The sequence below is a fragment of the Streptomyces sp. DSM 40868 genome, from assembly GCF_011820545.1.
In the GTDB taxonomy this organism is placed as follows: domain Bacteria; phylum Actinomycetota; class Actinomycetes; order Streptomycetales; family Streptomycetaceae; genus Streptomyces; species Streptomyces eurythermus.
Genome location: NZ_CP050504.1, coordinates 8,170,276 through 8,184,640 on the forward strand (window position 1 = coordinate 8,170,276; position 14,365 = coordinate 8,184,640).

Below are 14,365 nucleotides of genomic sequence, written 5' to 3' on the forward strand. Positions count from 1 at the left end.
CAGGCCCGACCGTTCGGGGGAGTGGAAGATGACCGACCCGTGGGACGGACCGGCCGGCCGGGGCACCCGCAGCCGGGGTGTCCGCGTGCCCCGCCCGCGCACGGCCGCGCCGGACCGGGCGGGCTCCCCAGGCGGCCGGGGCGCAGTGGGCGCACGCGCCGGCACACGGCCCCGCGAGGCGGGTACGGCCGGACGCGGCCGGCGGCTGCTGCGGACCGCCGCGATCACCCTGTCCCTGATCGTCGTGATCACCGCCGGCGCGGGCTGGCTGTTCTACCGGCATCTGGACGGCAACCTCCGCAGCGTCTCACTGGACGGCAAGGGCGGCACCGAGAAGGCCGACGCCTTCGGCCGCACCCCCCTCAACATCCTGGTCATGGGCTCCGACGGACGGACCAGCACGACGGACTGCCGGCTCGGCGGCGGCTGCTCGCGAACCGGGGTGCAGACCGGCGGCAACGCCGACGTGGAGATGGTGCTGCACATCTCCGCCGACCGCTCCAACGCCTCCGTGCTGAGCATTCCCCGCGACACCATGACCCGGGTGCCGGCCTGCCGGGACGGCGAGACCGGCCGGTCCACGACCGGCTACTACGGCCAGGTCAACAGCGCCCTGCGGTACGGGCCCGCCTGCCAGGTGGCCACCGTCCACCGGCTCACCGGCATCCCCGTCGACCACTTCGTCAAGCTCGACTTCTCCGGCGTGGTCAAGATGTCCGACGCGATCGGCGGCGTCTCCGTGTGCGTCAGCGACGACGTGTACGACACCTACTCCCACCTGAAGCTGTCCCGGGGGACCCACACCCTCGAGGGCGTCGCCGCCCTGGAGTTCGTGCGCTCCCGGCACGGTTTCGGCGACGGCAGCGACCTCGGCCGCACCGTCTCGCAGCACGTCTTCCTCAGCGCGATGATCCGCAAGTTCAAGAGCGCGGGCACGCTCACCGACCCCGGCGCGGTCTACCGGCTCGCCGACGCCGCCACCAAGGCGCTGACCGTGGACGACGGACTGGGCAGCGTCAAGAAGCTGATCGGGCTCGCGGCCGACGTCAACAAGGTGCCCGCCCGGCGGATCACCTTCGCGACCATGCAGACCGCCCCCGACCCGGCCGACCCCGACCGGGTGGTGGCCGGCCCCGGGGCCGCGTCCCTCTTCGCCGCCATCGCCGGTGACCGGCCGCTGACCACCGGCTCCGGCGCGAAACCCAGGGCCACCGCCCAGCCCGCCGCGAGCGCCGAGCCCGCCGCGCGGATCGCGGTGACCGTACGCAACGGCACCGGCATCACCGGCCGCGCCCGGGCCCTCGCCGACGCCCTGACCGGCCAGGGCTTCCGCTCCGCCACCACCGGCAACGCGCCCGGCCCCGCGACCACCACCACCCTCACCTACGGCCCCGGCCGCGAGGCCGCCGCCCGGACCGTCGCCCGCGCGCTCGGCCTGCCGTCCGCCCGCCTGAAGCAGGGCACCGGAACCGGCCTGACCCTGGTCGTCGGCAGCGACTGGCCCGGCGGAGACCACTACCCGGGCACGGCCACCGCCTCCCCGGCGCCCGCCGGTACCAAGGCCGCCGTCGGCGGCGCCCACGCCTCCACCGCCGACCAGGGCAAGACCTGCGCCAAGGTCAGCCCCTACAAGACCGTCACGCTCGACGGCGTCGCCATGACCCCGGCCCAGGCGTACGCCGCGGCCCGGACCCGGCCCGACTCCGACGACTGACCCGGTCGGCGGGCGCGCCGCCGTGCCCGACCCTGCGCCAGCGGGCCTCGCACCAGCAGAAGAGGCCGAACGCGGCCAGACCCAGCGCGACCAGCGCGAGCACCCACGGCCCGGCCGGCAGGTCCCGGAACGCGCGCAGCGTGTCGTCCATGCCCTTCGCCCGCCCCGGCTGATGCCGCACGGCCGCGACGACGGCGAACACACCGGCCGCCGCGAACACGACCCCACGGGCCGCACCCCCGGTCACCCCGAGGGCCTCGACCACCGGCCGGGCCCGCCCGGACAGCGCCTCGCCCCGCAGGTCCTTGCGGAACTTCCGGCGCACGGCCCGCACCAGGATCCACAGCCCGGCGACCACCACGCCGGCCCCGGCCAGGCCGAGGATCCATTGCCCGCCGGGCCACTCCAGCACCCGGGCGGTCACATCGTCGGTCTGCCGGTCGGACGAGCCGCTGCCGCTGCCCCGGTCCCCGGCCGCGTAGGCGAGCACCGAGTAGGAGACGAAACCGTAGAACAGGCAACGGAACAGGGCCGCCACCCGCCGGGAGACCTTGGACCCGTCGGGGCCCGACGCGCCGAACACCGCTTCCGACAGCTGCCACACGGCCAGCCCGGCCAGTGCGACGCCCACGAGCCACAGCAGTGCCACCCCGAACGGCCGCCCGGCCAGCTCGCCGAGCGCGCCCCCTCGGTCGGCCTGCCGCTCACCGCCGGCACCCCCCAGGGCGATCCGCAGCGCGATCACCGCGACCAGTACGTAGAGCAGCCCGCGCGCCGCGAAGCCGGCCCGGGCCGCCACGGCCATGGGTCTGCTGTCCGCGGCCCGGGCCGAAGAGCGTAGTACGTCCATACACCGCCGGTGCCCCCGCGTCCCGCCCCGACACCTGCCCGGGCGGGCCGCTCAGCGCGGTGCGGCACCTGCCGGGCCGCCGGGTCGCCGCCGCCGGCCCGGCAGGTGCCCGCCGAGCAGCACCGCACCGGCACCCGCGGTCAGCAGCCCGCCGGCGAGGAAGACACCCCGCGGGCCGGCGTGCGACAGGACCAGCGCCCCCAGGGCGGCGCCCGCCGCGATGCCGGCGTTGTAGCAGCCGGAGTTCGCCGCGAGCGCGAGGTCCGTACGGCCCGGGGCGCAGTGCAGCATCGCGTTCTGCGCGGCCATGAACACCGGACCGAGCGCCCCGCCGGTCAGCACCAGGAACAGCACCGCCGCCGCGGGCCGGTCACCGGCCGCGCCCAGGCCGAGCATGCCCACGGTCTGCACGATCACGGCGGCGGTGAGCGCCGCGCGCGGGAAGCGGTCCAGCGCCACGGCGGTGACGCTCACCCCCGCCAGGCACGCGGCACCGAAGACCGAGAGCAGCACACTCACCGTGCCCGGGGCGAAACCGCTCACCCGGTCCAGGAACGCCACGATGTACGTGTATCCCGCGAACGCGCCGGTGGCGGAGAGGAACCCCGCCGCCAGTACGGTCCCGAACCGGCGGGCGTCGGGCCCGGTCGCGTACGCGGCGGGCTCCTCCTCCGGGCGCGAGGACGGCAGCAGGGCGGCGATCGTCACCAGACACACCAGCCCCGTCACGGCCGGCAACGCGAACGGCAGCCGCCAGCCGCTCAGCCGGCCCAGCCAGGTCGCGGCCGGGACGCCGAGCACCAGGGCGAGCGAGCCGGCCACGGACAGCGCCCCGACCACCCGCCCGCGTACCTCCGGCGCGAACAGGCCCACCGCGACCGGACCCATCACGGCCCAGAACAGTGCCTGCGCGAGGGCGGCCAGCAGCCGCGCGGCGAGCAGGACGCCGTAGGAGCCGGCCAGTGCCGACACCACGCTGGAGACGACCAGCGCGGCCAGCAGCCCGGTGAGCACATGGCGCCGGGGCACCGCCCGCAGGACGTGGGCGAGCGGCACCGAGGCCACGGCCACCGTCAGGCCGTACCCGGTGACCAGGAGACCGGCCGCCGGTACGGACACCCGCAGGCTCGCGGCGACCGGCTCCAGCAGGCCGACCGGCAGGCTCTCCACCGTGTTGAGGGTGAAGGCGGCCAGCATCAGGGCCGCGAGCACGGCCGTACGGTGCCAGGCAGCCGGCCGCGCCGTGACCCCGTGCGCCGCTTCCGCCCCGGCCCGTCGCGCCTCCCGCATGGCACCGTTCATGGCAGTACCCCACCCGGCCCGCCCGCCCCGCCGCAACCGAATTCCCCCGCCGCCGGGTCCGTCCCCAACGGCCGTGGGCCGCCGTGGTGTTGACCCACCGTGCGGTACAGTACGTACTGTTTGGTTTGGTTTCCGACCCGGGGGAGGGTGTGTGGCTCAGCAGGACCGAGCCGTCCGGACCCGGCGCGCCGTGCTGCGGGCCGCGGCAGCGGTCTTCGCCGAGCGCGGATACGCGGCCGCCACCATCTCCGAGATCCTCAAGCGGGCCGGTGTCACCAAGGGCGCCCTGTACTTCCACTTCGACTCCAAGGCGGCCCTCGCCCAAGGGGTGTTGCAGGAACAGCTGACACCCGAGTACCACCTGCCGCGCGAGCTGAAGTTACAGGAGTGGGTGGACGCGGGGATGACCCTGGCCAGACGGCTGCCCCGGGAACCCTTCCTGCTCGCCGGCGTCCGGATCTCCGCCGACCGGCCCGGCCGTGAGGTGCTCGGCAGCGCCTGGCCGGCCTGGTCACGGCTGACCTCGCACGTGCTCACCGAGGCCAAGAAGCGGGGCGAGGTGCTGCCGCACGTGGTGCCCGAGGAGACGGCCCAGGTGTTCCTCGGCGCCTGGGTGGGCGCGCAGTTCGTCTCGCAGACCCTCGCCGGCTGGGAAGACCTGGACGACCGCACGGCGGCGCTGTACAGCCACCTCCTCGGCGCGATCGCGGCCCCGCCCGTCCTCACCCGGCTGGACACCGCGCCGGACCGCGGTGCCCGGGTGATCGCCGAGGCCCGGCGGCGGTCCGGGGACCTGTCGGGCATCGCCTGCTGAGCAGGCCGCGCGTTTCGGACGGAAAACCGTACGGGCGGTTTTTTTCCAGGATCCGGCTCGTCACACGAGGCCGGCGAGAAATCCCTCCAGCAGCTCGTGCAGGACCTCGGGCCGTTCCAGGTGCAGATCGTGCCCGGTACCGGGGACACTCACCGCCACGGCCGGCGGTCGCGCCGTGAGCATCGCGTCGATGTCCGGCCCCGGGATCAGGCTCGACCGGGCGAACACGGCCAGGGTGGGACAGCCGACCCGCCGCCACGCGGGCAGGGAGGAGCGCCGGGCGGTCTCCGTCAGCGCGGCGACCATCACGTCCCGGTCGAACCGGGGGCGCCAGCCGTCCTCGTGACGCTCCAGGCCGGCCGCCCAGCCCTCGCCCACCGGGCCGCCGCCGAAGAAGGAGACCGCCGCCGCGCGGGAGGGGAACGGCACCGGCCACGAATCCAGCCACGCGCCGACGGTCGCGGGAGCGCGGGGATCGGTGTCGCGGGGCGCGGCCTCGACCAGGACGAGCGCGCGGACCAGCGCGGGGTGGGCGGCGGCGGTCAGCAGCGCCGTGTGACCGCCCAGCGACTGCCCGACCAGCACGGGCCGGTCCAGCCCCAGTCGCGCGGCGACCGCCACCACGTCCGCCACGAAGGCCGCGCCCGAGACATCGCCGGGGTGCCGCTCGCTCGCGCCGTGCCCGCGCTGGTCGACCGCCACCACCCGGTGACGTCCCGAGAGCCTCTCCGCCAGGGCGTCCCACTCGCCGGCGTGGCCGGCCAGCCCGTGCAACAGCACCACGGCGGGTCCCGGACCGCCCCCGTCACGGCAGACCAGCCGGACTCCGTCCCGGACCACCACCCGCTCCGACCACTCCACAACCGGCCCCCTGGCTACCGTCGTTCGTCACTCCCGGCCGGGTGATGCTATTCCGGCCGGGCGGCGGGCCCCTCTCCTGGTCGCGCCCGGCCGGGTGGCGGGCTCTTCCGCTCGTTACTCCGGGCCGGGCAACGGGTTCCCGGCCGGTCAGTTCCCGGCCGGGCGGCGGAACCCCGGTGCGTCGGTCCGGACCTGGCGGCGGGCGCCTCCGCTCGTCACTCCCGGCCGGGCCACGGGACCCACCGTTCGTCACGTAACCGTGCGGCGGCCCGGGTCCGTTGTTCCCGGCGCTGCGACGGGCCCGTGTGCCACCCGGACCCTCACCGGGCGCCCGCCCGGTTCACGGTTGTCCGCCGCGCTCCAGCGGGATGCGCTCGCCGGCCTCCACCGCCACCGGCAGCCGGTTCTCGGCGGGCGGCAGCGGGCAGGTCGCCAGGTCGGTGTAGGCGCACGGGAGGTTTCCGGCCCGGTTGAAGTCGAGCGTGACCGTACCGTCGGGGCCGGGCGCCTCGATGTACAGCGAGCGGTTCGCCGCGTACGTCGTCACGCCCGAGGTGGCGTCCGTGAACAGCACCATCAGGCCGCCGGGCCCGCGGCCGTTGAACGCGGTGAGCCGGTGCCGGGCGCCGGCCAGCTCGAACTCGACCTCGCCGGGGGAGTCGTAGACGTGCTCCAGCCCCTCCACGGCGGCGCCGACGGTGACCGGCCGGGGCTCGTCGTAGGGCAGGAAACGGCCGGTGACGACCCAGCGCGGGTCCGGGGCGTAGACGGGGGTGTGGCGGAAGGAGGTGCGCAGCGGGTTGTCCGGGTGGCGGGGCCGCAGGATGTCGTGGCCGCCGCGCCGGGCGACTTCGAGCCGGGCCTCGCCCCAGTCGGCGTACCGGCTCTCCCGCTCGGGGATGACCCCGAACGCGTAACGGCCGCGCACCGCCGTGCCGTTCACGGTCAGCTCCTCGCCCTCGGCCAGTTCGACCACCACTCCGTCCGCGGTCGCCGACCACGCGCCGGGAGCGTCGTCGAACCGGGCCGGTTCCGGGCCCAGCCAGTGCAGGCCGGTGATGGCGAGGAAGCCGTGCGGTCCGGCCAGCACCTCCTCCTTGGCCCGGTGCCACTCCTCCCACTCCGTGACGAAGGCCAACCGGTCGATGTCCTGGACGGTCATGTCCACTCCCTCGGGTAGGTGTTGCCGGTCGTGTCCCGCGTCCGCTTCAACGACCGCGCCCCGCCCGTTCATCCCGGCCACGGCACCGTATGTCCGGGGCATATACCGGCGATTCGACCGTTCTGCCGCGGGCCGGGCCTGCCGATGAGGGGATATGTGGAGCCGGTCACTAGGATGTGACACCAAGACAACCATGCGACCGGCCCGTTCCATGCGTGCCGGTCGGGGTCGCCGATGCCAGGGACCGCTCCCCGGGCTGCGGTGATCTTCCTTCCCAGGAGGACCCTCCGCATGTTCCGACGAATAGGCACCGCCGTCGTCCGTCATCCCATTTGGACGATCGTGGCGTGGCTGATCGCCGCGGTGGCGATAGTCGCCACCGCACCGAGCCTGCCCTCGAACAGTGACGAGAGCAGTTTCCTACCCAAGAGTTACGAGTCCATCAAAGCGGCGGATCTCCAGCAGAAGGCGTTCCCCAGCGCCTTCACCCCGTCCGCGATCGCGCTCTACCAGCGCACCGACGGCGGCAAGCTCACCGCCGCCGACCAGAAGGATGTCGCCCGGATCACCACCGAGCTGGGCAAGAAGCACATCGACCAGGTGCAGAAGGTCGTCCCCGGCCCGCCGTCGAAGGACGGCAAGTACACCATGACCCTGGTGCAGATGGACAGCAAGAACGCCGGTCAGCCCAAACAGGCCGATGCGGCGAAGGAGTTGCGTGAACAGGCCAAGGAACTGGCCAAGGGTACGCATCTCGACGTCAAGCTCGGCGGTTCCGCGGCGCAGGCACTCGACCAGCAGGACTCGTCCAAGCGCGGCGAGGCGCTGATCGGTATCGGCACCTTCGTCATCATCCTGGTGACCCTGCTGATCATCTTCCGGGCGCCGATCCTCGCCGTACTGCCCCTGGTGCTGATCGGCCTGGTGTCCGCCGTCGCCAACGGTCTGATCGCCTACGCCACCAAGCTGTTCGGCCTCCAGGCCAACAGCTCGATCTCCTCGATCCTCATCGTCGTGCTCTTCGGCGTCGGCACCGACTACTTCCTGTTCCTGATATTCCGCTACCGCGAGAGCCTGCGCGCCGGGGACGAACCCAAGCAGGCCATGATCAACGCGGTGGACCGGGTCGGCGAGGCCATCGCCTCGGCGGCCGGAGCGGTCATCATCGCCTTCCTCGCCCTGGTGCTGTCCACGCTGGGCTTCCTGAAGCAGATGGGCCCGGCGCTCGCCATCGCGGTCGGCGCCACCCTGGTCGCCGGCCTGACCCTGATCCCCGCCGTGGTCTCGCTGATCGGGCCGAAGGTCTTCTGGCCGTCGAAGTCCTGGCAGAAGGAACCGCAGAACGCCCGCTTCGCCGCCCTCGGCCGAGGTGTCCAGCGCCGCCCGGCGCTGACCGCCGTCGTCTCCGGGCTCGTCCTGCTGGTCCTGTCCATCGGCACCCTCGGCTACAAGGCGACCTTCGACCTGGCCTCGGGCTCCATGCCCAAGACCAAGGAGTCCATGGTCGTCCAGGACGAGATGCAGAAGGCGTACTCGGCGGGCGCGGCGGCCCCCACCGACGTCTATCTGTCCAGCACCGACGGCAAGCAGCTGGACGGGTCCCGGTTCAAGGAGTACGCGCGGAAGCTGGGCGAGGTGGACGGCGTCGCCAGCGCCCGCATGACCCAGCTCAACAAGGAGGGCACCACCGCCGACTTCACCGTCACGCTGAAGTACGAGGCGTCGACGGACAAGGCGATCGACGCCGTGGGCCGGGTCCGCGACGTCGCCCACTCGGCGGCGCCCGACGGCACCGAGGCGTTCGTCGGCGGCATGTCCTCGATCTACAAGGACATCGACGCGGCGGTCAACCACGACTACCGGACGGTCTTCCCGGTCGCCGCCCTCCTCATCATGGTCATCCTGGGGCTGCTGCTGCGCAGTGTGGTCGCCCCCTGGTACCTGATCGCCTCCGTGGGCCTCGGCTTCGGCGCCACCCTCGGCGCCACCGTGTGGATCTTCCAGAACGGGCAGGGCCACTCGGGTCTGATGTTCATGCTGCCGGTGATCATGTACCTCTTCGTGGTCGCGATCGGCACCGACTACAACATCCTCATGATCGCCCGGCTGCGTGAGGAGGCCCGCGCGGGCCGGGAGCCGCGTGAGGCGGCCGGCATGGCCCTGCGGCACGCCGGGCCGACCGTGGCCGCGGCGGGCTTCATCCTGGCGGCGACCTTCGCCACGATGATGCTGGCGGGCAACTCGCTGCTGTCGGAGATGGGCTTCGCGGTCTCCTTCGGCATCGTGGTGGCCGCGTTCGTCATGGCGATGTTCTTCACCCCGAGCCTCACGGCCCTGATCGGCCACGCCGCCTGGTGGCCGGGCCACGGGGACCGGGCCGAGACGCCGGACGCCGGGGCGGCCGGTTCCGGTACGGTCCGGCACGACGAGGACCGGGACACCACCACCCACGATCCGGCGGGCCGCCGCGGCTAGCGGCGACCGCGACGAGAGACGAGTCCTGCCGGGCCGCTTGGCCCGGCAGGACTTTTTTCATGCCGCTTGCCGGCCGGTCACCGCCTTCCGGCCGGCTGCCGCCCACCGGCCGGTCATCGCTTCCCGCCCGGTCACCCGGCGTCGGCGGACACCTGGAAGTAGTGCTCCTGGTCCAGGTCCGCCAGGAGTCCGGGGTGTACGGGCTCCCAGCCCACCAGTTCGCGGGTCAGGGTGCTCGACGCGGCGGCGTCGACGCCGAGGAAGTGGCTCATCCAGGTGAAGTGGCCGACCGCGTCCTCGGGCGCCACGGACACCGTGGGCACACCGAGGCGGCGGCCGATGACCTCCGCGATGTCCCTCAGGGCGATGCCCTCCTCGGCTGCGCCGTGCAGCACCGATCCGGCGGGTGCCTTCTCGGCCGCGAGCCGGAACAGCCGCGCGGCGTCGAGCCGGTGCACGGCCGGCCAGCGGTTGGCGCCGTCGCCGATGTACCCGGAGACGCCCTTGGCGCGGGCGGTGGCGACCAGCATCGCCATGAAGCCGTTGTCCCCGGCGCCGTGGCAGGTGGGGGAGAGCCGCACGACGGAGGAGCGGACACCGCGCGAGGCGAGCGCGAGCACGGCCTCGGCGGTGGCCCCCCGGATGGCGGCGGCCGAACCGTCGGCCGGGGGCATGTCCCGCTCGGTCGCCACCCGCCCCGGCGCGAGACCGGCCAGTCCGGATGCCAGGACGAAGGGCCGGCCGGTGCCGGCGAGCGCCTCGCCGAGGGCGTCGACGGCGCGGCGGTCGGCTGCGCCGGCCCCCTCGAAGTCGCCGCCGAAGGCGAGATCGTGCTTGAAGGCGAGGTGGATCACGCCGTCCGAGGCGGCGGCCGTCGCCCGCAGGACGTCGAGGTCGTCGAGGTCGCCGCGGACGGCCTCCGCCCCGGCCCCGGTCAGCGCGGCGGCGGAGGCGTCGGAGCGGGCCAGCCCGACGACCTGGTGCCCGGCGGTCAAGAGGTCGGGCACGAGGGCGGAGCCGATCCAGCCGGACGCGCCGGTCACGAAGAAACGCATGGGGGAACTCCCGACTAGTGATGTCAGTGACTGTCATCGACCCTAGCACTCGATGACAGTCACTGACATCGCTAGGATCCCGGTCATGAGCAGATGGGAGCCGAACGCGCGCGGGCGCCTGGCGGATGCGGCGTTGGAGCTCTACCGCGAGCGGGGCTACGAACAGACGACGGTCGCCGAGATCGCCAAACGGGCCGGCCTGACCGAGCGGACCTTCTTCCGCCACTACGCCGACAAGCGCGAGGTGCTGTTCTCCGGCGCCGGCGAGCTCCAGGAACTGTTCGTCCGGGCGGTCGCCGACGCCCCCGAGAGCGCGGCGCCCATCGACGCGCTGGCCCGCGGACTCGACGCGGTCAGCGAGACATTCGCCGGCCGGCGGGCCTACGCGCGCGCACGGCACGCCGTCATCACGGCGAACGCGGAACTCCGGGAACGCGAGCTGATCAAACTCGCCTCCCTGTCGGCGGCCCTCGCCGACACCCTGCGCCGCCGCGGCGTCACCGAGCCCGCCGCCGGTCTGGCCGCGGAGGCCGGGGTGGCCGTCTTCAGAATCGGCTTCGAACGCTGGCTCGCGGACGACGGGGAACGGGACATGACCGAGTCGGTACGGGAAGCGCTGAGCGCCTTCAGGGCGGTGGCGGCCGGGGAGTGACGGCGGCGGGGGCTCCGGTACGGCGATGCGGCCCCGCCGGGCCGTGGTGCCGGGGTACGGCGGTTTCCGGCGGGCAGTGTCCTGAAGGCGCGTACGGCGGGACACTCGGCCCCGGTCGGCAGTGCGCGCACCGGGGCCGGTCGCCGTTCGGGTCGTAGCCGTCGGCCGTGCGCCGTACCCTCGGCCGCCGTGGCCCGTACGGGCACCGGCGCCCGGGGTCTACGGCGATGAGCGGAACGGAGTGATGCGGGCGGGCGCCCGTCACACCTGCGGCGCGGTCGGGCGGACGGCGACCGCGTCGACCTCGAACAGCATGCCGGGCAGCGCGAGGGACGCCACGCCGCTCAACGTCTGGGCCGGCAGCCGGTCCCCGAAGCGCGCGAGCAGGGCCTTGCCGAGGACCTCCAGCTTCGCGGCGTCGTGGTCGACGACGAACGTGCCGAGCCGGACCACGTGTTCGTACCCGAGCCCCTCCGCCTCCAGGGCCAGCCGCAACCGGTCGAAGGCCAGCTCGACCTGCGCGGCGAAGTCGCCGGGCACCGGGGCGCCGTCGGCGTCGGAGGCGTACTGGCCCGCGATGAAGACGAGCGCGCCGGGCGCCGATACGGCGTGGCTGTAGCCGAACGGGGTCGGGTCGTGCAGGGTGGCCGGGTTGGTGATCGTGCGCGCGTCGCGGGCCATGGATGGTGCTTCCTTCCGTCGGGCACGGCCGCCCCGGGAGACGGGGTACGCCGCATGCGGTACGAGGGCGACAGCCGCCTTCCGCCTCTCCAACACCCGCCGGTCACCGGCCATTCCACCCTTCCCGAGAGTGGCACGCTCCCCTCCGCCGCGGCGGCCGGCCGGCGCAGCGTGAGCGCGCGCCGCATGCTCGTGTGAGCCCTGTACGCGCCCCCCGCCGCGCGAGAAGACTGCGCTGTCGACGGGCAGGTGGCCGTCGGCCGTCCGCCCGGCGTCCCGGGCCCGGAGACGCCCCGTATCCCGAGCCCGAGCCCGAGCCCAGAGACGCCCCCGCGTCCCGAGTCCAGAAAGGCAGGTCGGCCGCTGTGCTGTTGCGTCTGCCCACGTCCGTACCGGAAGCCCGGCAGTGCCTCGCCGACGGGGCCGTGCCGATCGGCGGGGCGACGCTCCTCTGGGCGACCTGGCAGCGCGACGGATTCCCCGGACTGGCGGTGTCGCTGAGGGAGGTGCCGGAGGCGAACGCCGTCGGGCGGGAGACCCTGGGCGGCGCCGTGCTGCTGCACCGGATCGACGCGACCGCGCCGGACGTCCTGCGGCTGGCCGCCGCCACGATCGGCACCGGCGCCGTGCGGCGGACCGCGACGGTCGGCGGCAACATCGTCGGCAGTACGCTGCGCTGCCTGCTGCCGCCCGCCCTGGCCCTGGACGCCCGGGCCACGGTCCTGGAGCCCGAAGGGGTCCGCGAGGCGGACCTGGCCGAGGTGGTCGCCAAACGCCCCGTGCTGCTCGGTCTGCACTGGCGCGCGCCCCTCGCCTCGGCCTACCGCAAGCTGCCCGCCGAGCCCGGCGGGGAGCCGCCCCTCGTCGTGGCCTCGGCCCTGCACGCCGAGGACGGTGAGCGGCGCCGCCTGCGCGTCGCCGTACGGGACGGCTACGACGTGCTCACCGGCACCACCCGGTGCGACACCGGCGCCGAGGACGCCCTCGACGCCCTGCGGGACACGGCCCTCGGCGATCTGCCGGCCACCGCCTGGGAAGCCGTCCGCCCGCAGGTCACCGGCCTGCTGGAGGGCAGCGGGCAGAACTGAGGGCCGCCACCCGGGAGGCTCGGCGCCCGGCCGGCGGCGTGCCACAGTGGCGGTATGGCGACACAGGCGGACCTGGTGGTACTGGTCGGGCTGCAGGCCTCCGGGAAGTCCACGTTCTACGCGCGGTGCCTGTCCGACCGGTACGAGCTGGTCGGCAAGGATCTGTTCCCGCGCGGCGCGAGGAACAAGCAGGCCCGGCAGATGCGGCTGGTCACCGAGCACCTGGCGGCGGGCCGGCCCGTGGCCGTGGACAACACCAACCCGTCGCCGCAGGAGTGGGCCCCGCTGGTGGCGGCGGCCCGGGCCCACGGGGCCACCGTCACGGCCTACTGGTTCCCGCCCGACGTACCGGGTTCCCTGCGCCGCAACGCCGCCCGCGAGAGCCGCGGCCGGGTCCCCGACGTCGGCGTCCTCGCCACCCTCAAGAGGCTGCGCAGGCCCTCGGTGGCGGACGGGTTCGACGCGGTGCACGAGGTGCGGTTCGACGGCCGGGGCGGCTTCGACGTACGGCCCTGAGCCGGCCCGAAGGCATCCGCCGCGGACCGTGTCGCGTCCGGTGCCCAGAGCGCCCGGGTGCGGAAAGTACAAGATCGGAAGGGGCTTACGGTTCGGGCGGCCGGCGGGATACCCCTGGAAGGGGGCGGCACCGGCCGGGGGCCGCCCGTGAGGAAGGAGCCCAGCCGTGGACGGATGGTTTGTGGACGACCGCTGCACGAACTGCGATGTGGCCCGGCAGTTCGCGCCCGAGCTGATCGACGAGGCCGACGGGAGGTCGCGGATCCTGCGCCCGCCCGCCGACGAGGCGGAGAACCGGAGCCTGCACGCGGCGGTCTTCGCCTGCCACACCCGCTCGATCCGGCCGGCGACCGGCCGCGTGGACCCGTCGCTGGACCCGTTCCCGCTGGCCCTGGACGACGGCGTGCTGATCTGCGGCCACAACTCGACGCACACCGCCGGCGCCAACTCGTACCTGCTGCTGCGGCCGGCCGGCACCCGGATGATGATCGACACCCCGCGCTGGAGCCCCGAACTCGCCGAGCGCTACTCGGCCGACGGCCCCGTGACCGATGTGCTGCTCACCCATCGCGACCACGCCGCGCACGGCCGCCGCTACGCCGACCACTTCGGTGCCCGGCTGTGGATCCACGAAGGCGACCTGGACGCGGCGCCGGACGCGGACCAGGTGATCCGCGGGCTGGAACCACGGGAGATCGCCGAAGGCGTCACCGTCCACCCCCTGCCCGGACACACCCGGGGCAGCGTCCTGTACCTCGCCGACGACCGGTACTGCTTCAGCGGCGACAGCTTCTACTGGTCCCGGACCACCGCGGACCTGGAGGTCGCCGACAGCGTGACCTGGTACTCCATCGAGGAACTGGCCGCGTCCCTGGCCCGGACGGCGCACCGGCTGCGGTTCGAATGGGTGCTGCCGGGCCACGGCGACCGCCGCCGGCTGCCGGTGGACGAGATGTCCCGCCGTCTGCGCGACCTGACGGAACGCACCCGCCTGCTGCAACCCCGGCCGGTCGACTTCACGGCCGTGCGCTGGTGAGCGGCGGAAGTATCCGTGACGCCGCTCAACCGCTCCAGGATGTCCCACTGCGCCGGCCTCGCCTCGGGCACGGCCCACGGCGCCGGGGTAAGGGCGCGGTTACGCAGCGGTGACGGGCGGGGTCCTGCTGACCGGTAGAGGACAGTCCGCTTTCGGTCA

At 74.1% G+C, this 14,365-nt stretch carries 13 protein-coding genes; 7 read left to right on the forward strand and 6 right to left on the reverse strand.

The annotated features are described in order from the left end of the window. Positions 1-28 precede the first annotated feature (28 nt). Complete coding sequence (locus HB370_RS36690; protein ID WP_208974476.1) at positions 29-1,714, forward strand: LCP family protein; 1,686 nt, start codon at positions 29-31, stop codon at positions 1,712-1,714. On the opposite strand, the gene HB370_RS36695 is transcribed toward HB370_RS36690, so the two are convergent. Further along, positions 1,638-2,519, reverse strand: coding sequence for a DUF1206 domain-containing protein (locus HB370_RS36695; protein ID WP_078637690.1), 882 nt, complete (start codon positions 2,517-2,519; stop codon positions 1,638-1,640). The two genes, HB370_RS36690 and HB370_RS36695, sit on opposite strands and share 77 nt — an antisense overlap. A gap of 96 nt (positions 2,520-2,615) precedes the next feature. Further along, positions 2,616-3,761, reverse strand: coding sequence for an MFS transporter (locus HB370_RS36700; protein ID WP_051816033.1), 1,146 nt, complete (start codon positions 3,759-3,761; stop codon positions 2,616-2,618). 256 nt (positions 3,762-4,017) lie between these two features. On the opposite strand from HB370_RS36700, the gene HB370_RS36705 reads away from it, so the two are divergent. After that, a complete protein-coding gene (locus tag HB370_RS36705; protein WP_030788560.1) occupies positions 4,018-4,680 on the forward strand; it encodes a ScbR family autoregulator-binding transcription factor in 663 nt (220 codons plus the stop codon). 60 nt (positions 4,681-4,740) lie between these two features. Here HB370_RS36705 and HB370_RS36710 read toward each other — a convergent pair whose 3' ends face one another. Both HB370_RS36710 and HB370_RS36715 read right to left on the reverse strand, forming a co-directional pair. Then, positions 4,741-5,541 (reverse strand): alpha/beta hydrolase, encoded by an 801-nt coding sequence (locus HB370_RS36710; protein ID WP_030788562.1) that lies wholly within the window; start codon positions 5,539-5,541, stop codon positions 4,741-4,743. 340 nt (positions 5,542-5,881) lie between these two features. Further along, entirely contained in the window at positions 5,882-6,703 is an 822-nt protein-coding gene (locus tag HB370_RS36715) for a DUF1684 domain-containing protein (protein ID WP_030788564.1), read from the reverse strand. A gap of 291 nt (positions 6,704-6,994) precedes the next feature. Between HB370_RS36715 and HB370_RS36720 the strand changes: the two genes are divergently transcribed. Continuing rightward, a complete protein-coding gene (locus tag HB370_RS36720; protein ID WP_030788567.1) occupies positions 6,995-9,178 on the forward strand; it encodes an MMPL family transporter in 2,184 nt (727 codons plus the stop codon). Positions 9,179-9,309: 131 nt separating this feature from the next. On the opposite strand, the gene HB370_RS36725 is transcribed toward HB370_RS36720, so the two are convergent. Further along, complete coding sequence (locus HB370_RS36725) at positions 9,310-10,233, reverse strand: SDR family oxidoreductase (protein WP_030788570.1); 924 nt, start codon at positions 10,231-10,233, stop codon at positions 9,310-9,312. A gap of 85 nt (positions 10,234-10,318) precedes the next feature. Between HB370_RS36725 and HB370_RS36730 the strand changes: the two genes are divergently transcribed. Further along, the gene (locus tag HB370_RS36730) at positions 10,319-10,885 is read left to right on the forward strand and encodes a TetR/AcrR family transcriptional regulator (RefSeq protein ID WP_030788573.1); all 567 of its coding nucleotides are present in this window, start codon (positions 10,319-10,321) and stop codon (positions 10,883-10,885) included. 261 nt (positions 10,886-11,146) lie between these two features. Here HB370_RS36730 and HB370_RS36735 read toward each other — a convergent pair whose 3' ends face one another. Next, a complete protein-coding gene (locus HB370_RS36735; protein ID WP_030788576.1) occupies positions 11,147-11,566 on the reverse strand; it encodes a Rid family hydrolase in 420 nt (139 codons plus the stop codon). Positions 11,567-11,931: 365 nt separating this feature from the next. On the opposite strand from HB370_RS36735, the gene HB370_RS36740 reads away from it, so the two are divergent. From HB370_RS36740 to HB370_RS36750, 3 genes are all read left to right on the forward strand, one after another. Further along, positions 11,932-12,654: an FAD binding domain-containing protein gene (locus tag HB370_RS36740; RefSeq protein WP_030788579.1), complete on the forward strand. Its 723-nt coding sequence runs from the start codon at positions 11,932-11,934 to the stop codon at positions 12,652-12,654. Between the two features lie 54 nt (positions 12,655-12,708). Further along, positions 12,709-13,170 carry an ATP-binding protein gene (locus HB370_RS36745; RefSeq protein ID WP_030788582.1) on the forward strand — a complete coding sequence of 154 codons (462 nt, stop codon included), beginning with the start codon at positions 12,709-12,711 and terminating at the stop codon, positions 13,168-13,170. A 166-nt stretch (positions 13,171-13,336) separates the two neighbouring features. Beyond that, positions 13,337-14,206: an MBL fold metallo-hydrolase gene (locus HB370_RS36750; protein ID WP_030788584.1), complete on the forward strand. Its 870-nt coding sequence runs from the start codon at positions 13,337-13,339 to the stop codon at positions 14,204-14,206. Positions 14,207-14,365: the final 159 nt, after the last annotated feature.